This is a genomic window from Mesorhizobium hunchu, assembly GCF_040081975.1.
GTDB classification, from domain to species: Bacteria; Pseudomonadota; Alphaproteobacteria; order Rhizobiales; family Rhizobiaceae; genus Mesorhizobium; species Mesorhizobium hunchu.
Genome location: NZ_JBEBMG010000002.1, coordinates 403,732 through 425,928, shown reverse-complemented (window position 1 = coordinate 425,928; position 22,197 = coordinate 403,732). Strand labels below are relative to the sequence as shown.

21 protein-coding genes and 1 pseudogene are annotated in these 22,197 nt (G+C 65.2%); 9 read left to right on the top strand and 13 right to left on the bottom strand.

Annotation, left to right across the window (positions count from 1 at the left end; genetic code table 11):
- Positions 1 to 55: 55 nt before the first annotated feature.
- The gene (locus ABMA46_RS05545) at positions 56 to 517 is read right to left on the bottom strand and encodes an RT0821/Lpp0805 family surface protein (RefSeq protein WP_348998308.1); all 462 of its coding nucleotides are present in this window, start codon (positions 515 to 517) and stop codon (positions 56 to 58) included.
- 39 nt (positions 518 to 556) lie between these two features.
- Between ABMA46_RS05545 and pdxH the strand changes: the two genes are divergently transcribed.
- Positions 557 to 1,171: a pyridoxamine 5'-phosphate oxidase gene (gene pdxH / locus ABMA46_RS05540; protein ID WP_348998307.1), complete on the top strand. Its 615-nt coding sequence runs from the start codon at positions 557 to 559 to the stop codon at positions 1,169 to 1,171.
- Between the two features lie 230 nt (positions 1,172 to 1,401).
- Entirely contained in the window at positions 1,402 to 2,202 is an 801-nt protein-coding gene (locus ABMA46_RS05535; RefSeq protein WP_348998306.1) for a hypothetical protein, read from the top strand.
- Between the two features lie 49 nt (positions 2,203 to 2,251).
- Here the strand turns inward: ABMA46_RS05535 and ABMA46_RS05530 are convergent, their stop codons facing one another.
- Positions 2,252 to 3,001, bottom strand: coding sequence for a crotonase/enoyl-CoA hydratase family protein (locus ABMA46_RS05530; RefSeq protein ID WP_348998305.1), 750 nt, complete (start codon positions 2,999 to 3,001; stop codon positions 2,252 to 2,254).
- A gap of 14 nt (positions 3,002 to 3,015) precedes the next feature.
- Positions 3,016 to 4,788 (bottom strand): acyl-CoA dehydrogenase family protein, encoded by a 1,773-nt coding sequence (locus tag ABMA46_RS05525; RefSeq protein WP_348998304.1) that lies wholly within the window; start codon positions 4,786 to 4,788, stop codon positions 3,016 to 3,018.
- A 261-nt stretch (positions 4,789 to 5,049) separates the two neighbouring features.
- Here ABMA46_RS05525 and ABMA46_RS05520 point away from each other — a divergent pair, with 261 nt between their 5' ends.
- Positions 5,050 to 5,292, top strand: coding sequence for a hypothetical protein (locus ABMA46_RS05520; RefSeq protein WP_348998303.1), 243 nt, complete (start codon positions 5,050 to 5,052; stop codon positions 5,290 to 5,292).
- Positions 5,293 to 5,741: 449 nt separating this feature from the next.
- Positions 5,742 to 6,866: pseudogene (locus tag ABMA46_RS05515) on the top strand (glycoside hydrolase family 25 protein); the annotation flags it as partial.
- Positions 6,867 to 6,897: 31 nt separating this feature from the next.
- Here the strand turns inward: ABMA46_RS05515 and purD are convergent.
- Positions 6,898 to 8,169: a phosphoribosylamine--glycine ligase gene (gene purD, locus ABMA46_RS05510; protein WP_348998302.1), complete on the bottom strand. Its 1,272-nt coding sequence runs from the start codon at positions 8,167 to 8,169 to the stop codon at positions 6,898 to 6,900.
- A gap of 151 nt (positions 8,170 to 8,320) precedes the next feature.
- Between purD and ABMA46_RS05505 the strand changes: the two genes are divergently transcribed.
- Both ABMA46_RS05505 and ABMA46_RS05500 read left to right on the top strand, forming a co-directional pair.
- Positions 8,321 to 8,515: a type II toxin-antitoxin system VapB family antitoxin gene (locus ABMA46_RS05505; RefSeq protein ID WP_348998301.1), complete on the top strand. Its 195-nt coding sequence runs from the start codon at positions 8,321 to 8,323 to the stop codon at positions 8,513 to 8,515.
- Positions 8,512 to 8,874 carry a type II toxin-antitoxin system VapC family toxin gene (locus ABMA46_RS05500; RefSeq protein ID WP_348998300.1) on the top strand — a complete coding sequence of 121 codons (363 nt, stop codon included), beginning with the start codon at positions 8,512 to 8,514 and terminating at the stop codon, positions 8,872 to 8,874. The genes ABMA46_RS05505 and ABMA46_RS05500 overlap by 4 nt, the downstream gene beginning before the upstream one ends.
- A 63-nt stretch (positions 8,875 to 8,937) precedes the next feature.
- On the opposite strand, the gene ABMA46_RS05495 is transcribed toward ABMA46_RS05500, so the two are convergent.
- Together ABMA46_RS05495 and ABMA46_RS05490 are read right to left on the bottom strand one after the other, a co-directional pair.
- Positions 8,938 to 9,213, bottom strand: coding sequence for a Txe/YoeB family addiction module toxin (locus ABMA46_RS05495; protein WP_348998299.1), 276 nt, complete (start codon positions 9,211 to 9,213; stop codon positions 8,938 to 8,940).
- Entirely contained in the window at positions 9,210 to 9,464 is a 255-nt protein-coding gene (locus ABMA46_RS05490; RefSeq protein WP_348998298.1) for a type II toxin-antitoxin system Phd/YefM family antitoxin, read from the bottom strand. The genes ABMA46_RS05495 and ABMA46_RS05490 overlap by 4 nt, the downstream gene beginning before the upstream one ends.
- Before the next feature lie 115 nt (positions 9,465 to 9,579).
- Here ABMA46_RS05490 and ubiA point away from each other — a divergent pair, with 115 nt between their 5' ends.
- Entirely contained in the window at positions 9,580 to 10,563 is a 984-nt protein-coding gene (gene ubiA / locus ABMA46_RS05485) for a 4-hydroxybenzoate octaprenyltransferase (RefSeq protein WP_348998297.1), read from the top strand.
- A gap of 243 nt (positions 10,564 to 10,806) precedes the next feature.
- On the opposite strand, the gene ABMA46_RS05480 is transcribed toward ubiA, so the two are convergent.
- The 3 genes from ABMA46_RS05480 to ABMA46_RS05470 all read right to left on the bottom strand — a co-directional run bounded on the left by ABMA46_RS05480 (position 10,807) and on the right by ABMA46_RS05470 (position 14,334).
- Positions 10,807 to 11,373: a DUF6101 family protein gene (locus tag ABMA46_RS05480; RefSeq protein WP_348998296.1), complete on the bottom strand. Its 567-nt coding sequence runs from the start codon at positions 11,371 to 11,373 to the stop codon at positions 10,807 to 10,809.
- 246 nt (positions 11,374 to 11,619) lie between these two features.
- Entirely contained in the window at positions 11,620 to 13,050 is a 1,431-nt protein-coding gene (locus ABMA46_RS05475) for an FAD-binding oxidoreductase (RefSeq protein WP_348998295.1), read from the bottom strand.
- Between the two features lie 324 nt (positions 13,051 to 13,374).
- Positions 13,375 to 14,334, bottom strand: a complete 960-nt coding sequence (locus tag ABMA46_RS05470; RefSeq protein WP_348998294.1) for an L-threonylcarbamoyladenylate synthase — start codon at positions 14,332 to 14,334, stop codon at positions 13,375 to 13,377.
- Between the two features lie 199 nt (positions 14,335 to 14,533).
- Between ABMA46_RS05470 and ABMA46_RS05465 the strand changes: the two genes are divergently transcribed.
- On the top strand, positions 14,534 to 14,986 hold the full coding sequence (locus ABMA46_RS05465) for a hypothetical protein (RefSeq protein WP_348998293.1): 453 nt from the start codon (positions 14,534 to 14,536) through the stop codon (positions 14,984 to 14,986).
- 371 nt (positions 14,987 to 15,357) lie between these two features.
- On the opposite strand, the gene glyS is transcribed toward ABMA46_RS05465, so the two are convergent.
- Both glyS and ABMA46_RS05455 read right to left on the bottom strand, forming a co-directional pair.
- Positions 15,358 to 17,685, bottom strand: a complete 2,328-nt coding sequence (gene glyS, locus ABMA46_RS05460) for a glycine--tRNA ligase subunit beta (protein ID WP_348998292.1) — start codon at positions 17,683 to 17,685, stop codon at positions 15,358 to 15,360.
- Entirely contained in the window at positions 17,685 to 18,614 is a 930-nt protein-coding gene (locus ABMA46_RS05455) for a glycine--tRNA ligase subunit alpha (protein WP_348998544.1), read from the bottom strand. The genes glyS and ABMA46_RS05455 overlap by 1 nt, the downstream gene beginning before the upstream one ends.
- A gap of 190 nt (positions 18,615 to 18,804) precedes the next feature.
- Between ABMA46_RS05455 and ABMA46_RS05450 the strand changes: the two genes are divergently transcribed.
- Positions 18,805 to 19,107 (top strand): XRE family transcriptional regulator, encoded by a 303-nt coding sequence (locus ABMA46_RS05450; RefSeq protein WP_348998291.1) that lies wholly within the window; start codon positions 18,805 to 18,807, stop codon positions 19,105 to 19,107.
- 225 nt (positions 19,108 to 19,332) lie between these two features.
- Here the strand turns inward: ABMA46_RS05450 and ABMA46_RS05445 are convergent, their stop codons facing one another.
- Complete coding sequence (locus tag ABMA46_RS05445) at positions 19,333 to 21,105, bottom strand: tetratricopeptide repeat protein (RefSeq protein ID WP_348998290.1); 1,773 nt, start codon at positions 21,103 to 21,105, stop codon at positions 19,333 to 19,335.
- A gap of 201 nt (positions 21,106 to 21,306) precedes the next feature.
- Positions 21,307 to 22,197 (bottom strand): carbohydrate ABC transporter permease, encoded by an 891-nt coding sequence (locus ABMA46_RS05440; RefSeq protein WP_348998289.1) that lies wholly within the window; start codon positions 22,195 to 22,197, stop codon positions 21,307 to 21,309.

The window sequence follows — 22,197 nt, the reverse complement described above, 5'->3', positions numbered from 1 at the left end:
TAGGAAGAAATTCCAGTCCGGGGCATGTTCGTCCCCGGAAAATCCGGGCAGCAGATCAAAGCTGTTTGAAGCTCTCGATATGCCAATCGTCCGGTCCCGCCATGCAGGCCTGTCCGGTGAACATCGAGACGCCGTCGAAGCTTTCGCGCGACCCTTCGAACGAGCGGCAGATGCGCCCGCCCTGCTTGGATTGGGCAAGCTGCGTGATGGCGCCCCGCGCCCCGGTCTCGGGGTTCGCCCAGGCGAGCGGCTTGCCGGCAAGCTCCTCGATGTCGGCCGACGTCACCGCGTTGCGGATCGTCGTCTGGTCGACGGTGATATCGACGCCGGTGGCTGATTGCGCGGGCGCAACGCTGGACGTCACGATCGAATGATCCACATCGGCCTTGTCGAGGCTGAAACCGCCGACGCCGCAACCCGCCAATGCAAGCATGGCCGCGACCATCGCGGCATGGTTGCAGGCCGAACCGAAAAGCGTCCGTGGCCGGCTGTCAAAGACTTGCGCGACAGGCGACAATCGGCAATCTCCCCGGCCTGTGAAAGAATTCGATAAACTATGAGCAATCCCGAGTTAACAACTGGTGACTTCACCGAGGCGTCGGAGCCGTTTCGGCTGTTCGCGGACTGGCTGGACGACGCCGGCAGGAGCGAGCCCAACGACCCCAACGCCGTCGCGCTCGCCACCGTCGACGCCGATGGCCTGCCGGACGTGCGCATGGTGCTGCTCAAGGGCTTCGACGAACGCGGCTTCGTCTTCTACACGAATTTCGAGAGCGCCAAGGGCCGAGAGATCCTCGACACGATGAAGGCGGCGATGTGCTTCCACTGGAAGTCGCTGCGCCGGCAGGTGCGCATACGCGGCCCGGTCGAGGTGGTCAGCGACGCCGAGGCCGACGCCTACTACGCCAGCCGGCCGCGCGGCAGCCGCATCGGCGCCTGGGCTTCGAAACAGTCGCGGCCGCTCGAAAGCCGCTTTGCGCTGGAGAAGGCGGTGGCCGAATACACGGCCCGCCATGCGGTGGGCGACATTCCGCGCCCGTCCTGGTGGTCTGGCTTCCGCATCCTGCCGCAGACGATCGAGTTCTGGCACGACCGCCCCTTCCGCCTGCACGACCGGGTGGTGTTCAGGCGCCAGGGCGACGATTGGGAGAAGGCGCGGCTTTATCCGTGAGTGTTTTGACTTAAGGGATAAACTGAAACAGCACCCCCAGTTCTGGTTTATTTTTGGCCAGTCACGAGCCTTGAACCCAAAAAGCGTTCCGGCAATGATAAAAACGAAAGGGCACCGCTTGGGGTGCCCTTTCAACTGGGAAGCCGAGGATTCGTCCGCCCAAAGGGGCAACTGCCAATCTAGTCTCGGCTTTTCGAGGTTGAATATAAGCTAATTGGGCCGGGGAATCAATGCCAATAGAGGACACGGATACAGCCGCACTTACGCTGCTGTTGTCACCGGAAAGACTGGCGACACTCAGCCAGCTAACCGGGAATGTCAAAGCCGCTATCGAACTTCACCAGGAAACATTGAGGCTTGGCGCAGCGCTTATGAATATCACAGCCAGCATTGAAATCGCGTTGCGCAATGCGATCTGTGAAAATCTGGGTCAGCATTTTGCTGTGGCCGGTTGGCTTCTAAATCCGCCGGCTCCCTTTCAATGGAAGGAGCCTGAAATCAAGAAGATCAAATTGGCATTAGATAGCGCCCGTCGAAGCGAATATGCGAAACTATCCCAGGCTGAGAAACATGCTCTCGATGCCTTGGCTTTCCCGAACGGCAGCCCGGCGCATCTGTCGCATTTAAACCGCGCGAAAGCCCGGCGAGCTCAAATCCATGTGTCGGATGGCAAAATTATCGCAGAGTTAACTTTCTATATTTGGAAGCGGCTTTGCGGCCCCGACTACGAGCACACTCTTTGGAAGCCAACTCTAAAGCGGGTTTTTCCGTTCAAGAAAGTCGGGCGGGCTGAAATCGCAGATCATCTTGAAAATCTATATCAGGCTCGTAATCGCCTAGCTCATCATGAGCCGGTGCTGCATGGCAGATTCTCCGAAGCCGTAGCGGCGATAAAGTTCATCGTTCGGCATCTACAAGCTTCTCCGCCGACCGATCAGACGCCACTGGCACGGTTGATAGCCGAAGACCTGATTGCTCTAGAGGCGCAGGCCGCAGCACTCCACAGAGAGCTAGACACGTATAGAACGTAGAGGCAAAACAGAATCTCGGTGCCCTGTTTCACGTCGAAACAGTCTTCTATCACTTCTTCCGGTTCATGAACGCCATCAGCGCGGCGCGCGCCTCGTCGGATTTCAGGCGCTGGCGGAACAGGTCGCTTTCCTCGGCGATGCGGGCGAGCAGCGGCTCGCGCGGCCCAAGCATCAGGTCGCGGGCGATCTTCAGCGCCTGCGGCGGCTTGGCGGCGACGGCATCCGCGGCGGCCAGAACGGCGGATTCCAGTTCGTCCTCGCCGACCACCGCATGGATCAGCCCCGCGGCCTTCGCGCGCTCGGCCGAAAAGCCCTCGCCGAGCGCCAGCAGCGCGAACGCGTCCTGACGGCCGAGCACCTGCGGCGCGAGCAGGCTGGAACCGGCTTCGGGCACCAGTCCCAAGTCGACGAAAGGCGTGCGGAAGACGGTGCGCGGCGTGGCGAAGGTCAGGTCGCAATGCAGGTTGAGCGTGGTGCCGATGCCCACCGCGATGCCGTCCACGCCCGACAGCATCGGCTTTTCGGCCTTCGCCAGCGCCATCAGGAAGTCCCAGACCTCGTCGCCGCCCTCGCCGCCGGTCGCGACGACGAGGAAATCGGCGAGGTCGTTGCCGGCCGAGAAAGCGCCCGGCACGCCGAGGAAGACGTGCGCGCGCACCTCAGGGTCCGCGTCGCCGTCGCGCAGCGCCGCACACATGGCCGCATACATGGCCCGCGTCAGCGCGTTCTTCTTGTCGGGCCGGTTCATGCGGATGATCTGCACCGCGCCGCGCCGCTCGATCCGGATATGATCTGTCACGATATCTTCCACCGTCATCGGGAAATCAGGGCCTTGCCGGCTTCGGCGAGGCTCGCCGCGCCGCCGATGACGCGGTCCTTCAGCGCGCCGACCTCGCCCAGCAGATTGTCGGCGTAGAAGCGGCAGAGCGCGATGCGCTCGTCCGTGCCGCCAGCGACCGCGCCGCGCGCCAGATAGGCGCCGCCTGCCGCCAGCGAGAACATCCTGAGATAGGGGGTGGCGCCGGCCAGAGCGGTTTCCACATCTTTCGCCGCGAGCCTGTCCTGCAGGAAGCGCGTGGTTTCGGACAGATCGTCCAGCGCCTCGTCGAGCAGGTCGGCGGTGTCGCCGAAGCCCGCGAGGTTGGAGGTCCGTACCGAGCCTGCGATGGCCACCAGCTCGTCGATATAGCCATGCACGTGCTCGCCCTCGGCGAGCGGTAGCTTGCGGGTGACGAGATCGATCGCCTGGATGCCGTTGGTGCCCTCGTAGATCGGCGCGATGCGCGCGTCGCGCAGCAGCGCGGCGGCCCCCGTCTCCTCGATGTAGCCCATGCCGCCATGCACCTGCACGCCGAGCGAGGCGACGTCGACGCCGATATCGGTGGAAAACGCCTTGGCGAGCGGGGTGAGCAGATTGGCGCGGTCGCGCCAGTGGTCTGCCTCGTCGGGAGAGACGCGCGCCATGTCGAGCGCATGGGCGCAGCAATAGCTGATGGAGCGGGCGGCCTGCGTCAGCGCCTTCATGGTCAGGAGGGTGCGCTGCACGTCGGGATGATGGACGATCGGCGCCATGCCGTCGCCTTCATAGCCGGCCGCCTTGCCCTGGCGGCGCTCGTTGGCGTAGGCAAGCGCCTTCTGGAACGCCGCTTCAGCGATCGCCACGCCCTGCATGCCGACGGCGAGGCGGGCGTTGTTCATCATGGTGAACATGCAGGCCAGCCCCTTGTGCTCCTCGCCGACCAGCCAGCCGACTGCGCCCGGCTCCTGCCCCCCATGGCCGTCGCCGTAGATCATGGTGCAGGTGGGGGAGCCGTGGATGCCGAGCTTGTGCTCGATCGAGGCGCAGAACACGTCGTTGCGCCGGCCCGGCGACCCGTCCGACTCGACGAGGAATTTGGGCACAAGAAACAGCGAGATGCCGCGTGTGCCGACGGGCGCGTCCGGCAGGCGCGCAAGCACGAGATGGACGATGTTGTCGGTGAAATCGTGCTCGCCGTAGGTGATGAATATCTTCTGGCCGAAGATGCGGTAGCTGCCGTCGCCCGTGGGCTCGGCACGGGTGCGCAGCGCGCCGAGATCGGACCCCGCCTGCGGCTCGGTCAGGTTCATGGTGCCCATCCATTCGCCCGAGACCAGCTTTTCCAGATAGGCCGCCTTGAGATCGCCCGAGGCGTGCTTGTCGAGAGCCTCGACGGCTCCCATGGTCAGCGTCGGGCCGAGGGCGAAGGCCATGGAGCCGGAATTCCACATTTCGAGCGTCGCCACGGCGAGCATCATCGGCAGGCCCTGGCCGCCGAATTCGGGCGGACCGGACAGGGCGTTCCAGCCCCCTTCGGCCCAGCGCCGGTAGAGGTCGCGCCAGCCGGGCGGCGTCGCCACCTTACCGTCCTTCAGCACCGCGCCGATCTCGTCGCCGGCTTTGCGCAGCGGCGTCACCTCCTCGGTGGCGAAGCGTCCCGCCTCGGCGATGATCGCATCGACAAGATCCTCGCCGAGGTCGCCGAAAACGCCATGATCCATCGCCGCCTTGAGGCCCGCCACGTGCTTGAGGGTGAACCCGATGTCCGCCACGGGTGCCTTGTACATGCGCCTGCTCCTCGTTGCGGTCCGTTTGACCGGCCTGCCCTGCGCCCCGGCGCCAAAATCGCGCCGTCCATTGCCGCGAGACACTACAGCCTCCGAACCGCAAAACCACTGGTCTTTGGTGGGTATCGGCAGAGGATAGCGTCGGTCTACAGCTTTCGCCATTTTACGTAAACGTCAAATGTTGTCACGCGGATTTTGCATTGGTGACCGTCGGAGACTATCGTCGTCCTCGACGTTTCCGTTTCGACAGGACCCGAGCCCGTGCTTGCCCCGACAGCCGATCCCTACCGATGCATCGAATGCGGCCTGCCCTACCGGGCGCCCGGCTTTTCCTATTACCACGGCGATATCGACAACGGCCCCGCCTATTGGAGCGACCGGGAGATTCTGTGTTCGCCGCGCTGCTCTCTGGCCCACCATCGCCGCCGTGAGAGCGAAGGCACCCTGCCCCAGCTTCCCGCGCCCGATCCATTCGAGGCAGCGGTAGCCGGCCGCCGACGTTAAAGCAGGGCTCCCGAAAGCGGGACTCGGTTTCGGGACAAAGACATGCGCGGAAACAGGGAGCTAGGTCCTGTGGACAGTTAGGTTTCCTGGCAATGCAAGACACTGATCGGGCGCCTTCATTGCGTCATCCCGGACAAGCGACGCGTAGCGGAGCGCTGATCCGGGATCCATTCCGTGACGTGACCGGCCATCCTGTGCCGGATGAGCTGCGCGTGCCTGAACCGTTCCGGAATGGATCCCGGCTCGCGGTCGCTATCGCTCCCTTGGCCGGGATGACGAGCAGCGGAAATCGGCTTATGCGAGAACGACTTCGATCTCTAACTTTCCACAGCACCTAGGCGTGGGGCCCTTCGACTACGGGGTTCGCAGCCCGTATCGGACAAGCCGGCGAAAGACTTCATTAACCATGCCGCCGCACTATCGGCCTTTGATATTCCGTGGGATCGATCGTGCTGGCGCAAATCCTCCGCCGCTTCCTTCTGGCCGCTTTCGCCACGGCGTCCGGGCTCGCGACGGCGGCCGCATCCGACTTCTCCGCGCCGTGGGAGAAACCCGACCGCGCGCTCGTCGTCGACGCTTATGAATACAATTCCATCGACTGGGGCGCGCTTGCCTCCGATAAACGGGTGGTCGGCTTCATCAACAAGGCGTCCGACGGGTTGCCGCCGCCCTATGTTTGCACCGGCGACGACGAAGCCGTCCGCCTGTGCAAGGCGCTGTGGAAGCGCCATGCGGTCGCGCGCGAGCTCTACCAGACGCGCAGGGCGCTGGCCCATGCGCTCGGCCTGAAATGGGGCGCCTACCACCTCGCCCGACCGGGAAATCCGGAAGCGCAGGCCGACAATTTCGTCGATTTCGCAGATCCCGGCCCCGACGACCTGCTGGCCCTCGACATCGAAGACAACGACCCGGCGCAATGGATGTCGCTGGAGGACGCCGAGGCATTCGTGCGCCAGCTTCACCGCAGGGTCGGGCGCGTCCCCATCCTCTACACCAACGAGGCGACGGCGCGGCATATCGCCGAGAACCGCGAGCGCTACCGCCTGCTGTCGCGCCTGCCGCTCTGGTATGCGCGCTACAAGCCCGAGATCGGCGCGCATTTCCCGAAAGGCTACTGGCAGTCCTATGCGCTGTGGCAGTTCTCCGCTCGGGCCAATTGCGGCCGCGCCGCCTGCCCCTACCGCGTTCCCGGCACGCCGACCGACATCGACGTCAACGTGGCGGCCATGACAGCGGAGGAACTGCGCGCGGCCTGGCCGTTCGGCGCCCTAGTGGACGTGCCGCCGGACTATCTGGCGAGCGTGCCTGTTCCCGTCGCCCGCGAGCAGGCGCTGAAGGGCGACGTGACGATCGCCTATGCCGACGTCGCGCCGCCGCCAGACCTGGAAGAAGTGATGACGGCGCTGGCCAGGCAATGGCGGCTTTTCGCGGCCGGGTTCCATATGCCGGTCGAAGTGGCGGAAAACCCTTACCGGGAGGGCATGGCCGAATACGCCATCGCCAGGGCCGAAGCGCGTAAGAGCGCGTTGGTGGCACAGTCCGAACCGGCCGTCGATCCGGTTGTCACCGGCTCGGTCGCCGAACCGGCCGAGCGGCCGGAGCGCGTCAGCCCTCAGCCGTCTCGCGCGCAACCGCGCGCCAGCCGATATCGCGGCGGCAAAAGCCCTGCGGCCAGTCGATCACATCGACAGCCTCATAAGCCTTTGTCTGCGCATCGGAAACGGAAGCGCCGGTAGCGGTGACGTTGAGCACCCGGCCGCCATTGGCGACCAGCGCGCCGGCGTTCATGGCCGTTCCCGCCTGGAACACCTTGACGCCTTCGATGGCTTCCGCCTTGTCCACGCCGCGGATGGCCGAGCCCTTTTCCGGCACGCCTGGATAGCCGTTCGCGGCCATGACGACCGTCAGGGCGGCGTCGTCGCTCCAGCGCACGGAGGTGTGCGCAAGCTGGCCGTCGACGGCGGCGTTGAGCAGCACCAGCAGGTCGTCCTTCAGGCGCATCATCAGCACCTGGCATTCGGGATCGCCGAAACGGACATTGTATTCGATCAGTTGCGGGCCGTTGTCGGTGATCATCAGGCCGACGAACAGCACGCCGGAAAACGGCATGCCGCGCGCCGCCATGCCCTTCATGGTCGGCTCGACGATCTCGCGCATGGTGCGGTCCACCATTTCGGGCGTCATGACCGGCGCAGGCGAATAGGCGCCCATGCCGCCGGTGTTCGGGCCTGTGTCGCCCTCGCCGACGCGCTTGTGATCCTGCGCCGTGCCGAAGGGGATGGCCGTCCTGCCGTCGCACAGGCAGAAGAAGCTCGCTTCCTCGCCTTCCAGGAACCCTTCCACCACGACCTCGGCGCCGTCCTCGTCGAGGCATGCATCGATCGCCGAAAGCGCCTCGTCGACGGAGGTGGCGACCGTCACCCCCTTTCCCGCCGCCAGCCCGTCCGCCTTGACGACGATGGGCGCGCCCTGTTCCTTCACATAGGCCCTGGCGGCGGCCGCGTCAGCAAAGCGCCGGTAGGCGGCGGTGGGAATGGAGAATTCCGCGCACAGGTCCTTGGTGAAGCCTTTCGACCCTTCGAGCTGCGCGGCTGCCTTCGACGGCCCAAAGACGCGGATACCGGCGGCGACGAGATCGTCGGCGATGCCCGCCACCAGCGGCGCCTCCGGCCCGACGACGACCAGATCGATTTTCTTCTCGCGGCAGAAAACGGCGACCGCGCCGTGATCGGCAATGTCCAGCGCGACGATCGTCGCCTCCTCGGCGATGCCGGGGTTGCCGGGCGCGGCGTAGAGCGTCGTCAGGAGAGGCGATGCCGCCAGTTTCCAGGCCAGCGCATGCTCACGTCCGCCGGAGCCGAGAAGAAGAACGTTCATGAAGGCTCTCACTGTTAAATCCTTGCGAGTCGCTATGGATAGAGCGTCCGCGGGTCAAGTGCGGCGAATTTCGTAAGGCATAAAAGCCAATGCTGAACATGGAATTGGGCATCATGTGATGCTATATTCCGTGCCTGAGGAGTATGATGCCATGCGCACGACAATAGCTCTTGACGACGACCTGATCGCCAAGGCTCAGGCCTATACCGGGCTCACTGAAAAGTCCGCGATGGTCCGCGAAGCGTTGAAGGCGCTTATCGAAAGGGAAAGCGCCCGCCGGCTGGCGCGCCTGGGCGGCAGCGAACCCGACCTGAAGGATGTGCCACGTCGCAGGGTCGAGTTGTGATCCTGGTCGACACGTCGGTCTGGGTTGATCATTTTCGTGGAAACGATCCGCGTCTCGTCGAATTTCTCGAGCAGGGGCAGGTTCTTACCCATCCGTTCGTTATCGGGGAACTGGCACTCGGCGGACTCGCGAATCGCGGCGAGATCCTGACGTATCTGAAAGAATTGCCTGAAGCCCTGGTCGCGACCGACGACGAGGTTCTTCGACTTGTCGAGATCGAGACACTTGCCGGCACGGGCATCGGCTATATCGATGCACATCTGCTTGCTGCCACGCGCTTAACAGGGGGCGCACGCCTCTGGACTCGTGATCGCCGGCTTGCCGAGGTGTCGAATCGGTTGTCGGTCGGTCTTTCGTGACCGCGAGTCACGTTTGACGCCTTCTCCTATCATTCCAGAAGACACCGCAAACGTCTGGAACAATCACTGTCCGCCATAGTGGAAACGGCAAGCGGCTATCTCGAGCGTCTGCTCGTCGCCTCTTCCCGAAATGCGATAGACGACCCTGTGCTCTTGCGTGATCCGGCGCGACCACCAACCGGCAGTTTCGTTGCGAAGCGGTTCCGGTTTGCCAATTCCGGAGAAAGGCGTGCGACGCATATCCTTGATCAGTTCGTTGATTCGAAGCAGGATTTTATGATCGACAGCCTGCCAGTAGAGATAATCATCCCACCCGGCAGGCGTCCACAGAACCTTCATGGCTCGATCAACTCATGCTCTTCCAACTTGCCGGCGTTTGCCTGAGCAATCGACTGACGCAAATGTTCGGCATTTGCAGGCGAACTCAGGAGATGCAGCGTCTCGCGCAACCCCTCCAATTCGGCGAGCGGCATGATGACGACCGGCTCATGGTTCTGGCGTGTGACAACCAGTTCGGTGCGGTCCTGTTCCAGCTTGTCGAAATGCTTGGCCATGTTGGCGCGCAGCTCGGTAAGGGTGACGTAGCCCATCTGAAATTCCTTTTCTGTACGTTAATATGTACAGCCGACACGAAATCGAATCAAGAGCTGCTCGGGACCGTCCAGACGGCTTGACGCCTCCCGCTTGCCCTGCCACTCCAGCCGCATGGAAACCATCCAGTCACGCGCGGCGCGGGGCCGCGTTTCCGATGCGCCGAGCGGGCATTGGGTGTACAGAGTGCTGCCGCGCGCCGTGTGGCCCTATGCGCAGCTTGCGCGCTGGGATCGCCCGATCGGCTGGGAACTGCTGCTGTGGCCGTGTTGGTGGTCGGCGGCCATGGCGGCAAGCGCTTATGCCCGGCCGGACGATCCGCTCGTCTCGCTGCTGCCGTCGCTGTCGACGCTGATCCTGTTCCTCGTCGGTGCGATTGCCATGCGCGGCGCCGGCTGCACCTACAACGACATCGTCGACGAGGGCATCGACGACCAGGTCGAGCGCACGCGCTCGCGGCCTCTGCCGTCGGGGCAGGTCAGCCGCCGTCAGGCCTGGGCCTTCATCGTCGTGCAGGCCTTGGTCGGGCTGGCGGTTCTTCTGCAGTTCAACAGCTTCGCCATCCTGCTCGGCTTCGCTTCGCTGCTGGTGGTGGCCGCCTACCCGTTCATGAAGCGCATCACCAACTGGCCGCAGTTCGTGCTGGGCCTCGCCTTTTCCTGGGGCGCGCTGATGGGCTGGGCGGTCGAGTTCGGCGACGTCGACGGGCCGGCCGTGCTTCTCTACGTCGGCTCCATCCTGTGGGTGATCGGCTACGACACGATCTACGCCCACCAGGACAAGGAGGACGACGCCATCGTCGGCGTGCGCTCGACCGCGCGCCTGTTCGGCGAGAACACCAAGCCCTGGCTGGCCGGCCTCTATGGCGGGGCGCTGATGTGCATGGCGCTGGCATTCGCCTCGGCCCAGATTCCGCTGGTTTCACTGGCAGGATTGTGTGCGGCCGGCGTTCACATGGCGCGCCAGATCGTCGTGCTGAACATCGACGATCCCGACCAGTGCCTACGGCTGTTCAAGTCGAACAACACCGTCGGCTGGCTGATCTTCGCCGGCCTGCTCGGCGGCGCCGTGTGGGTGGCGCTGAAGCCGATGGTGTGAGAGACGGCGCAGCCCCCTCTCCCGTCAACGACAGGGCAATCGCATATGGCGGCACACCCCCACCCCTAACCCCTCCCCACAAGGGGGAGGGGAACTTCGCGACGGTGCTACGCCGCGCCAACGCTGGTGATCTCGGGCGAAACCGCGGCGCCGGCGTCTCCCTCCCCCTTGTGGGGAGGGGTTAGGGGTGGGGGTGTGCGACCTCTGAAAAGTCCATATGTAATCCCTCCCCGCAAGGGGGGATCACTCCCGCGCGATGATCTCCTCGCCGCCGATCACCAGCTTCAGGCCGAGATTGCCGGTGCGGCGGCGCGCCAGGAAGCGCGGGCGGCGCTGCATGGAGGAGCGGCCCTTGCGGCGCTCCTGGACGGGCGCCGTCCTGACGGCGGTGCCGAGCGATTCCTCCAGCGTGCGGGCGACGCCGTCGGCCTCGATCAGGAGCATGGGCAGGCGATAGGCTTCGGCCCAGGCGCGCCAGTCGGCGGCGATGTCGTCGAGGTCGTCGGCGACCAGCAGCGGCACCGAAAGCATCGGATCGTTGTGATAGAGTTCCAGCGTCACCGTGACGTTGCCTTCGTCGTCCTCGATGGCGCGCGCCGCCACGCCGCGGAAGGCGTGTGCCGGCAGGGCGATGATGGCGGGAACGCCGCTCATCTCCAGCATGCGGCGGATGACGGCGCCACGCTGGTCTATGGTGAAGGTCACGTCGCCGAAGTCGTCGCGGGCGGCATAGCTCACCACCTGCGGCAAACGGAACGGGTCGAGGCGCATGTTGCGCCCGGCCCAGACTGGCTTCAGTCCGGTGTTCATGGAGTTGGCCTTCCTGTCTCTCCTGAGAGCCGGCCTTCGCCGTCCGAAGCCGTCACGCGTGCCTTCGTTTCATGAAGGCTACGGACGGCGTAGGCCGGTTTCCGGTCTCTCCGGCCGGTTTTTCCGGCCTTGTTATGAGAAACAGTAAGCCCGCGACCTTACCGCCGCGCTTAAGAAAGTCGGTTAAATTTTGCTGATCCGGCAGATGGTTATCCAATCGCCACCAAGGCGGCCGGATGGAAAGGTTCAGATAACCTTGCCGGGGTTCATGATGCCGGCGGGATCGAAGGCCGCCTTGACCCGGCGCATCAGGTCGACGGCAACCGGCGGCGCGGTGGCGATCAGTTCGGCGCGCTTCAACTGGCCGATGCCGTGCTCGGCCGAGATCGAGCCGTTCAGCGAACGCACGACATCGTGCACCGCCTTATTCATCGGCTTGTAGAGCGCCAGGAACGCCGCGTCGTCGCCGCCCTCGGGGCGGGAGATGTTGTAGTGCAGATTGCCGTCGCCCATATGGCCGAAGCAGACCGGGCGGGCGCCGGGGCTGACGCTTTCCACTGCCTTGGCCGCTTCTTCTATGAAGGTCGGGATCAAGGCGACGGGTACTGAAATGTCGTGCTTGATCGAGGCGCCCTCGGGCTTCTGGGCTTCCGGCAGTATTTCGCGGAAATTCCAGAAATCCTCCTGCTGGCCGAGGCTGGCGGCGATGACGGCGTCGCCGGCGATCTCCTTTTCCAGCCCTTCGGAGAGGATATCCTCGACGAGCGCCCGCGCATCCTCGGCGGAGCGGCCCGACGAGATTTCCGTCAGCACGTACCAGGGCCAGTTGTCCGCCAGCGGCCGCACCGCACCGACGCCATGCGCAAGCGTGAAATCATAGGGGCGCGCGCCGATCAGCTCGAAGGCGGTCAGCGCCGCACCCGCCCGGTCCATCGCCAGCGAAAACAGCGCGAGCGCGGCCTGCGGCGATGGCAGCCCGACGAACGCGACCTCCCGGCCCTTCGGCTTGGGGAACAGCTTCATCACGGCGGCGGTGATGACGCCGAGCGTCCCCTCCGCTCCGACGAACAGGTTCTTCAGGTCGTAGCCGGTATTGTCCTTCTTGAGCTTGCGCAGGTCGTCGAACACCTCGCCGGTGGGCAGCACCACCTCGACGCCGAGACACAGCTCGCGCGCATTGCCATAGGCGAGCACGCCGGTGCCGCCGGCATTGGACGAGAGATTGCCGCCGAGCTGGCAGGAGCCCTGTGCGGCCAGCGACAGCGGAAACAGCCGGTCGGCCGCGTCCGCCGCCTCGCGCAGCGTCTGGAGGATGACGCCTGCCTCGACGGTGACCGTGTTGGACAGCACGTCGATCTCGCGGATGCGGTTCAGCCTGGACAGCGACAGCACGATCTCGCGGCCGCTGGCGTCCGGCATCTGGCCGCCGACCAGCCCGGTATTGCCGCTTTGCGGTACGACCGGCGTGCCGGTCTCGGTGGCGAGGCGCATGATGCGGCTGACCTCGTCGACGCTGCCGGGACGCAGCACCAGCGACGTGCGGCCATGCCACAGGCCGCGCCGCTCGACGAGGTAGGGCGCGATGTCCTGCGGATCGGTCAGCGCGTAGCGGTCTCCGACGATTGCCGCGAAGCGCGCGACAAGGGAAGGATCGAGCTTCTGGAGGGGATCGTTCATGGCGGGCAAGCTATTGCCGTCGAAAAGGAAAGTCACGTGGGCAATCGCATATGGAATTTCCGGCGGCGCCGTACCCCCACCCCTAACCCCTCCCCGCAAGGGGGAGGGGAACTTAGCGGCGGCGTCTCCGAATCCCCCTCCCCCTTGCGGGGAGGGGTTAGGGGTGGGGGTACGGCGCCATATGCGATCGTCCAGCCGTCGAACAAGAGAGGGGGCTTGCGAAACAAGCCGTAACAGGGGCGAACGGTCTCTGCGACGGCCCTGCCCCCGGAAATGCTGAGGCAAGCACGACCAGAGGGAGAAAAGCCCGGAGAAAAGACCGAATCAGCCCCTCGGCGCGGCGGCGCGCGCCAGCCGGTCGTTGATCGCCTCGCCCAGCCCCTGCATCGGTATGGGCTCGACGGCGATGGCGGCGGCGCCCGTACGGTCGAGCGCCTGCAGGAAGGCGAAGAGATTCGCCGCCGCCTCGCGCAGATCGCCGGTTTCCGAGAGGTTCTTCACCGCCACGGCCTTCTCCGAGCCCGCAGCCCGGTGCGGTCCGAAGGCCAGCAGCGCCTCGCCGGCCTTGACGGCGTCCACGCCAAGCCGCACGGAAGCGCCCGGCGCATAGTGCGAGGCCAGCATGCCGGGCGCCTGGATCGCCCCGCCCGAATTCCGGGCAAGGCGCACCCCTGCCACCCTTTCGATCTCCTCGGCCGCGATGCCGCCCGGCCTCAGCAGCCGCACCGTTCCGTCCTCGACCTTGACGATGGTCGATTCCAGTCCGACGGGCGTCGGCCCGCCATCGACGACCAGCGGAATGCGGCCCCCCAGATCGGCGGCTACGGCCTCGGCGGAGGTGCCGCTGATGCGACCGGAAGAATTGGCGCTCGGCGCCGCCAGCGGGCGTCCGAGCCGCGCGATCAGCTCGCCGCCGAAACCGCGCGGCATGCGCAGAGCGATGGTGTCCAGCCCCGTCGTCGCCAGCGGGTGAATGCCGGCGGCGGGCTGCAAGGGCAGGACCAGCGTCAGCGGTCCCGGCCAGAAGGCTTCCGCCAGCTTCAGCGACAGCGGATCGAAGCGCCCGATGCGCCGGGCCATGTCCATCGACGCGACATGGGCGATGAGCGGATTGAAGCGCGGTCGGCCCTTGGCCTCGTAAATCTTCGCCACCGCGACCCCGGTGGTGGCGTCGCCGGCCAGCCCGTAGACCGTCTCGGTTGGGATGGCCACGACCTCGCCCGCTTCGAGCAGGGAGATCGCGCGCTCCATCGCATCGCCGGCGGGGATGATTTCGGCAGTCATAGGATCGATCCTCAAGGCCGGCCGTCCTGTCCGGCAGCCGGCGCATCGTCGATACGGCTGCCTATCGCGCTGCGGACGCGGAGGCAAGGCGCGAAAGCGACGCGCGCCAAATCGCTAAAATGCCGGGCTTTGCCGAAAGCCGGCTTCAATGGCGATGCGCTATCACCGCGTCAACGGAAAACGGGCAAGGGGTTTTCAAATGCGCAGCATCACCGCTGTCGTCCTGACTTTCGCCGTGGTAGCCGGAACCGTGCTACCGGCCGGCGCGTCGTCGATCGTCGTGCTCGGCGCGGCCCAGGCGTTCGATCCTTCCGTCGTCACGCTGGGAACGGCGCAGGCGGACGACCTCTCGGTCGTCAAGGCCGTTCAGGCGGAGCCGGAGGCGAGCGGCAACCCGTCCGTCGTGACGCTCGGCGATCCCGCCGTCAGCAACGACAAGGTCGCGGCCATCCCCTCCAGCCATGCGCCGCGCGGCGCGCCGATGGTGATCCGCGCCGGCATCGTCGGCGGCGCCTCCGTCGCGCCCGCCCCGGCGACCGCGAGCGCCTCGAAAGCAGCCAAGGATTCGACAGGCGACGCGGTCAAGTCCTCCAACGGCTCGCTGCGCGACGCCATGGCCCAGGCCGGACAGGCGCCCGCCGTGGCCCAGTAGGCGGAAGGCGGAAAGCCGAAGGTCGAAGAAAGTTTTTCGTCCGCTTACGCGGACCGCCCGGCCCTCGGCTATGGCCTCCTGCCCTTCGGGCGTTCAGACCCTCCGAAACGTTCACTGGACGTTTCGGTTCGCCCGAAGGCGAACCGGGCCTTCACCGTTCGTCGCTCGAAAAGCCCATTTGGGGGCTTTTCGTCCGCTTGCGCGGACCGCCCAGCCCTCGGCTATGGCCTCGGGCGTTCGTCGCTCGAAAAGCCCATTTGGGGGCTTTTCGTCCGCTTGCGCGGACCGCCCAGCCCTCGGCTATGGCCTCGGGCGTTCGTCGCTCGAAAAGCCCATTTGGGGGCTTTTCGTCCGCTTGCGCGGACCGCTCCTCACCCCGCGATCCTGGAGAAATCCGCTACCTGTCCCGTGGCCGCGCGGATGCGCGCGAGCAGCGCCAGCCGGTTGGCGCGCACGGCCTGATCCTCATCATTCACGAGAACCTGTTCGAAGAATGAATCAACAGGTTCACGCAATGCGCTAAGGGCGCGCATGGCGGCGGAAAAGTCTTCCTTTTGAATCGCTTCGCCGGCTTCCTTCTCGGCCTGATTCACCGCCGCAAAGAGGGATTTTTCGGTCGATTCCTTCAAAAGAGCCGGGTCGACCGCGTCGGTGACGGTCGTGCCCTTCTTCTCCTCCGCGGCGAGGATGTTGGCGGCGCGCTTGGTGCCGGCCAAGAGGTTCCTGCCGTCCTCGCTGTCCAGGAATGCGCCCAGCGCCTCGACGCGGCGCACGACGGCGAGCAGGTCGTCGGACTGCGGCGTGATGACGGCATCGATCAGATCGTGCCGCGCACCCTGGTCGCGGAGATGGACTTTCAGACGGTCGTGGAAGAAGGAGAGGAGGTCCGCGCCCAGCAGACCGGCCCTGGCGGCAGCCTCGGCGCGGATGCGCCGCTCGTAACCGGAAACGGCGTTGTCGAAGTCCTCCTCGCCATCGACGTCGCCCGACTTTTCGGCCGCCAGCTTCGCCTGATAGGCATCGAGTTCGTTCTCTATGCGCGCTTCGTCGTGCCAGGCGAAAGCGAGCGCGAATAGCTTCGAGAGTTCCAGCCTTCCCTCGCCCGAGAGGGCAAGACGGATCACCCCCAGAGCCGCCCGGCGCAGCGCGTACGGGTCCTTCGAACCCGTCGGCTTCTCGTCGATGGCCCAGAAGCCGGTCAGCGTGTCGAGCTTGTCGGCCAGCGCCACGGCGATCGACACCGGGTCGGTCGGCACGCGGTCGGACGGGCCTTGCGGCTTGTAATGGTCCTCGATCGCGGCGGCGACGGAGGGATTCTCTCCCTGAAGCAACGCGTATTTGCGCCCCATCGCACCTTGCAGTTCGGGGAACTCGCCCACCACTTCGGTCTGCAGGTCCGCCTTGGCGAGCACGGCGGCGCGGTCGGCGAGGTCGGGATCGGCGCCGACGATGGGCGCCAGTTCGCGCGCCAGACGGCGGATGCGCTCCACCCGTTCGCCTTGCGTGCCGAGCTTGGCGTGGAAGGTGACGCCGAGCCTGTCGAGGCGCGCCATGCGCTGGTCGAGCGGCCTGGCGAGGTCGAGACCGAACTTTTGCGCCGACTCCCTCAGTGCGTCGAGGTCGGGCAGGTCGGCCTGGTCGGTGTTCCAGAAATAGAGCGCATCGGACAGGCGCGCGCGCACCACCTTGCCGTTGCCGTAGGCGATCTCCGCGCCGCCGTCCTTCGCCTCGATATTGGCGGTGACGAGGAAGCGGTTGGAAAGGCTTTCCGCCCCATCCTGCGGGCGGGTGACGAAGCACTTCTGGTTGGCGCGGATGGTCAGGCGGATGACCTCCGCCGGAATCTCCAGAAATTCCTTCTCGAACTCGCCCATCAGCACGACCGGCCATTCCACCAGCCCGGACACTTCCTCCAGCAGGCCGTCATCCTCGACCAGGTCGAGCCCGTTGGCGAAAGCGAGGTTCTTGGCGTCCGACAGGATGATCTCCTTGCGCCGGTCGGCGTCGATGACGACCTTCGCCGCCTCCAGGCTGGCGGCGTAATCGTCGAAGCGCCTCACGGTGATCGGCCCCGGCGCATGGAAGCGGTGGCCGTAGGTGACGTTGCCGGAGCGGATGCCGTCGATCTCGAAATCGACCACCACCGGCTCCTCGGTCTCCGGGCCGAAGGTGCAGACGATGGATTGCAGCGGCCTGACCCAGCGCAGCGCCTCGCCGCCCCGCCCCTCGACGCCGCCGTAGGAAAAGCCCTTCGGGCCGGACGCGGCGCCCCAGCGCATCGACTTCGGCCACGGGAAGGCGCGGATCACCGTCGGGATCAGCCCGGCGATGATGTCTTCCGCCGCGCGGCCCGGCCGCACGATGCGGGCAACATAGAAATCGCCCTTCTTCGGATCGGACTGCACCTCGGCTTCCGAGACCGAGGCCAATCCCGCCTTGCGCAAGAAACCCTGAACGGCCTGTTCCGGCGCCTTGGTCGGCGGTCCCTTGATCTCTTCCTGCACGTCCTTCGAGCGCGCGGTCAGGCCGCGTATGTCGAGCGCCAGCCGGCGCGGCGTCCAGTATTCGCGCGCCGCCTCATAGGTCAGGCCGGCCTCGACCAGACCGTCCGTCACCATCTTCCTCAGGTCGCCCGCCGCCTTGCGCTGCATACGGGCGGGAATTTCCTCGGAGCGGAGTTCGAGAAGCAGGTCTGGCATCACGCGGCCTCCGCCTGGAGGGAGAAGCCGCCCGCCTCGGTCTGCAGGAAGGCCTCGCCGCAGGCCTTGGCGAGGTTGCGCACGCGCAGGATGTAGCTCTGCCGCTCGGTAACGGAAATGACGCCGCGCGCGTCGAGCAGGTTGAACGCATGCGAGGCCTTGATGCACTGGTCGTAGGCGGGCAGCACCATCCTGTAGGGCTGGCCTTCGGGACGATCGGCGCCGGCGTCGAGCAGCGCCTTGCATTCGGCTTCGGCGTCCTCGAAGTGGCGGAACAGCCTTTCGGTGTTGGCATATTCGAAATTGTGACGTGAATATTCCTGTTCGGCCTGCAGGAAGACGTCGCCATACGTGACCTTGTCCGCCCCTTCGCGTCCGTTGAAGTTCAGGTCGTAGACGTTGTCGACGCCCTGCACATACATGGCCAGCCGCTCCAGACCATACGTCAACTCGCCGGCGACGGGCGCGCATTCGATGCCGCAGACCTGCTGGAAGTAGGTGAACTGCGAGACTTCCATGCCGTCGCACCAGCATTCCCAGCCCAGCCCCCAGGCGCCCAGCGTCGGGCTTTCCCAGTCGTCTTCCACGAACCGGATATCGTGCAGCAGCGGATCGATGCCGATCGCCTCCAGCGAGCCGAGATAGAGCTCCTGCAGGTTCGGCGGGTTCGGCTTCAGGACGACCTGATACTGGTAATAATGCTGCAGCCGGTTCGGGTTCTCGCCGTAGCGGCCGTCCTTCGGCCGGCGCGAGGGCTGCACATAGGCGGCGTTCCATGCCTTCGGTCCCAGCGCGCGCAAGGTGGTGGCGGGGTGGAAGGTGCCGGCGCCGACCTCCATGTCGTAGGGCTGGAGGATGACGCAACCATACCGCGCCCAGTAGTCGTGCAGGGTCAGGATCAGCCCCTGGAACGAGCGTTTGGGGTTCATGTGTTCTGGCAGGTCGGCGGTCACGGCGGTCTCGGCGGCAACGGAGGGATGCCGCACTCCCTAGAGGCAGGGCCGGAGGGCGTCAAGCGAACGTCGTTGCGCCGACGGCGGACGGCGCAGGCCGCAGGCTGTTCGGCGAGGCCCGGCAATGATAGGCCTTCATCGAATGATCCCTGATACGGAGGCAGCGATGATCACCGGATCGCTTTGCAGGGCCGCGCGCGCCCTGGTTGAAATCAACCGCGCCAGGCTGGCCGAAAAGACTGGCGTCGACGCAAAGGCCATCGAACTGTTCGAACGGGGGATCGACGTCCCCGACAGCGCCGCGGCCGCGGCCTTGCAGACCACCCTCGAAGACTTGGGAGCCGTCTTCCTGCCCGAAACGGCATCGCAAGGCGTCGGCGTCCGGCTGAAATTCAGCCGTTCGATCACCGAGCGCATCGCCAATCTGGAAAGCGAGGGCGGCCCTATCGCAAGCGACGACGTGCCGTAGTCCGGCATCACGCCGGTCGGGTCCCGCTGCCTGCGGCAGCTCCGGCCCTTCGGGCGTTCGATCAGCTTTGAAAGCTCCACCGGACCTTTCAATTCGCCCGATGGGCGAAGTGGTCCGGCCAGCGGTTATGATCTCCACCGTCGCCCGGCCCCTCGCAGGCTCGGGGCGTTCGAAGCTCGCAAAGCCAAGCAATTGGCTTTGCGTTCGGCTCCGCCGAACCGCTTCTCACCCCTTCGGAGCAGGCGTCGCGGGTTTCGGCTTCTGGACTTCCTGGGCGGTGTTGGACTCCAGCGGCGGAAGGCCTTCCAGAAGCTTGCGCTGGACGGCGGCGAGCACGTCGGGATCGGGTTTCAGATCGCGCGCGGTGCGCCACTGATAGGTGGCCTCCAGCTTGCGGCCGACACGCCAATAGGCGTCGCCCAGATGGTCGTTCAGCACCGGGTCCTCGGGCTTCAGCGAAACGGCGCGCTCCATCTCGCGCACGGCGTCGTCGAAGCGGCCGAGCTTGAAATAGGCCCAACCGAGCGAATCGACGATGTAGCCGTCGCTCGGCCGCATATCGACCGCCTTCTGGATCATCGCCAGCGCGTCCTTGAGGTTCATGCCCTGATCGACCCAGGAATAGCCGAGATAGTTCAGCACCTGCGGCTGGTTGGGATAGAGCTCCAGCGCCTTCTTGAAGTTCGGCTCGGCCTTCGGCCATTCCTTCAGCCGCTCATAGGCGATGCCGCGCTGGTAGAAGATATTCCAGTTGGCCTTGGCCGGGGTCTTCAACGCCTCGGCCGCGCGGTCGTAAAGCGTCGCCGCCGAACGGAAATCCTCCTTCGAGGAATAGACGCTGCCCAGAGCCAGATAGGTGCGCATGTCGTTGGGATGCGCATCGACGAGCGTTTCGAGATGCTTCACCGCCTCGTCCGTCTTGCCGAGATCGGCGAGATTGAGGCCGAGTTGCAGGTCGGCCACCTCCTTGAGAGGCGAGTTGCCGGGAATACGGCGATAGAGGTCGATGGCGCGCTGGCTGTCCTTCAACTGCTCGGCCACAGCCGCAAGCTGGACGAGCGCGGCGTCGCTGTCGGGCCTGAGCGCCAGCGCATATTCGAGATAAAGCCGCACGAAGGGCTCGCCGCCGCCGCGGTTGAGCGCGGTCGCCAGATCGAGCAGGATTTCGGAGGCGCCGTCCGCAGGGTTGCCCACCAGCGGCTCGATCTTCTCGCCCTTCTCGATCCTGTCGCGCAGCGTGGCGATGTCCGGCTTGCCCGGCGCGAACAGGTCGGCCTGCCTCAGCACGTCGAGCGCGCCGTCCCTGTCTCCCTTGCGCGACAGGAAGGAGGCGTAGGCCTCGGCGTTGCGCATCCAGGTCTCGGGCGCGGCGCCACCGGCCGCCGAATTGTCCATGGTCGCCTTGTAGGTTTCTTCCGCCTTGTCCGTCAGGCCCGCAACGTCGGCGATGAGCGCGCGGTGATAGGACTTGAAGAGATCGAACCAGTCGGGTCCGTCCAGCTTCTCGATATGGCTCATGGCGTCGGCGGGCTTGCCCGCGCCTTCCATCGCCCAGCCGGTCATGACGCCGGAGATCAGCTTGTCGAGATCGGATTCCAGCGAAAGCTTCAGCCAGGACTGCGCCTTGGCATAATCCTTCTTGTGGAAGGAATTGATAGCCAGCGCCAGGCGAGAGAAGCGCTCGACGTCCGCGACGTCCTTCAGCTTGTCGGCGTAGGGCAGCGATTCCTCGAATCGGCCCTGCGCGATCAGCGAAAGCATCAGGTTCTGCTGAAGCTGCGTGTCGTTGGGGGCGAAGGCGAGAGCCTGCTTGTAAAAGGTGATCGCGTTGTCGAGATCGTTGTCGCCTTCGGCGATGCGCGCGGCCAGAAAAGCGCCGGAAAACGAGGTGATCGTGGGGGGCGCGTCGTCCTTTTTGGCCAGGGCCGGCTGGCCCGTAAACGCCAGCACGGAGAGAAGTGCCAGGCCGGAGACCCAGCGAAGCCGATTTTGCCGCATCGTATCCCTTTCTGCGGACGAGAACCCTCGGACGGGAACCCGCCTATCAAAGCCGCTTTTCGGAACAAAGCATGGCCTTTTTGGGATGAGGCCGCAATATCGGCCCGTTCACATTCCGGGCAAACGGACAGGCATCGGCGCAGAGCGGCGAAAAAGCGCCGAAACCGGCACCCGGAGATTCTGAAAAAAGGCCCTTATTCCTTATTCTTTCACCGCACCGGTCATCGACGACACGTAATGCTCGACGAAGAAGGAATAGAGGATGACCACCGGCAGCGAACCGATCAGCGCGCCGGCCATCAGCGAGCCCCATTCGTAGACGTCGGAGCGCACCAGTTCGGTCAGCACGCCGACCGGCACCGTCTTGTTCTCCGACGACTGGATGAAGGTCAGCGCGTAGATGAATTCGTTCCAGGACAGGGTGAAGGCGAAGATGCCGGCGGAGATCAGGCCGGGCACCGACAGCGGCAGCACGATCTTGACCAGGATCTGCCAGCGGCTGGCGCCGTCGATCAGCGCGCATTCCTCCAGTTCGAAGGGGATCGAGCGGAAATAGCCCATCAGCAGCCAGGTGCAGAACGGCACCAGGAATGTCGGATAGGTGAGGATGAGCGCGAACGGCGTGTCGTAGAGCCCGAGCTTGAACACCATCAGCGAGAGCGGGATGAACAGGATCGACGGCGGCACCAGATAGGCGAGGAAGACCGCCAGCCCGACCTGCCGCGACCCCGAGAACCGCAGCCGCTCGATCGCATAGGCCGCGAAGACCGACGCGAACAGGGAGATGACGGTCGCGGCGGTCGAGATGATGACCGTGTTGAGCAGCCAGCCCGGATAGGACGTCTCGAACAGAAGGTAGCGGATATGATCAAGCGTCGGATGGACGACCCACAGCGGATTGAACCGGTCGTAGTCGGTCATCTCGATGTTGGGTTTGATCGCCGTGATCGTCATCCAGTAGAACGGAAACAGAAGCACGAAGACGAAGACGAGCAAGGGCAGGTAGACCGTGACGACGCGCCGCGGCACGCTCTGGAGATAACCCATGCCGCCGTCGTCGGCCCTGGTCGTTCCGGTTTCAGTCACGGCCAT

Coding starts and splice junctions, on each gene's coding strand:
- ubiA (WP_348998297.1), top strand. CDS start 9,580: ATGGAAACCATCCAGTCACGCGCGGCGCGGGGCCGCGTTTCCGATGCG.
- ABMA46_RS05535 (WP_348998306.1), top strand. CDS start 1,402: ATGCCAATAGAGGACACGGATACAGCCGCACTTACGCTGCTGTTGTCA.
- ABMA46_RS05455 (WP_348998544.1), bottom strand. CDS start 18,614: ATGAACCCCAAACGCTCGTTCCAGGGGCTGATCCTGACCCTGCACGAC.
- ABMA46_RS05465 (WP_348998293.1), top strand. CDS start 14,534: ATGCGCAGCATCACCGCTGTCGTCCTGACTTTCGCCGTGGTAGCCGGA.
- ABMA46_RS05445 (WP_348998290.1), bottom strand. CDS start 21,105: ATGCGGCAAAATCGGCTTCGCTGGGTCTCCGGCCTGGCACTTCTCTCC.
- ABMA46_RS05475 (WP_348998295.1), bottom strand. CDS start 13,050: ATGAACGATCCCCTCCAGAAGCTCGATCCTTCCCTTGTCGCGCGCTTC.
- ABMA46_RS05480 (WP_348998296.1), bottom strand. CDS start 11,373: ATGAACACCGGACTGAAGCCAGTCTGGGCCGGGCGCAACATGCGCCTC.
- ABMA46_RS05440 (WP_348998289.1), bottom strand. CDS start 22,197: ATGGCCGTGACTGAAACCGGAACGACCAGGGCCGACGACGGCGGCATG.
- ABMA46_RS05450 (WP_348998291.1), top strand. CDS start 18,805: ATGATCACCGGATCGCTTTGCAGGGCCGCGCGCGCCCTGGTTGAAATC.
- ABMA46_RS05495 (WP_348998299.1), bottom strand. CDS start 9,213: ATGAAGGTTCTGTGGACGCCTGCCGGGTGGGATGATTATCTCTACTGG.
- ABMA46_RS05525 (WP_348998304.1), bottom strand. CDS start 4,788: ATGTACAAGGCACCCGTGGCGGACATCGGGTTCACCCTCAAGCACGTG.
- ABMA46_RS05505 (WP_348998301.1), top strand. CDS start 8,321: ATGCGCACGACAATAGCTCTTGACGACGACCTGATCGCCAAGGCTCAG.
- ABMA46_RS05490 (WP_348998298.1), bottom strand. CDS start 9,464: ATGGGCTACGTCACCCTTACCGAGCTGCGCGCCAACATGGCCAAGCAT.
- purD (WP_348998302.1), bottom strand. CDS start 8,169: ATGAACGTTCTTCTTCTCGGCTCCGGCGGACGTGAGCATGCGCTGGCC.
- glyS (WP_348998292.1), bottom strand. CDS start 17,685: ATGCCAGACCTGCTTCTCGAACTCCGCTCCGAGGAAATTCCCGCCCGT.
- pdxH (WP_348998307.1), top strand. CDS start 557: ATGAGCAATCCCGAGTTAACAACTGGTGACTTCACCGAGGCGTCGGAG.
- ABMA46_RS05470 (WP_348998294.1), bottom strand. CDS start 14,334: ATGACTGCCGAAATCATCCCCGCCGGCGATGCGATGGAGCGCGCGATC.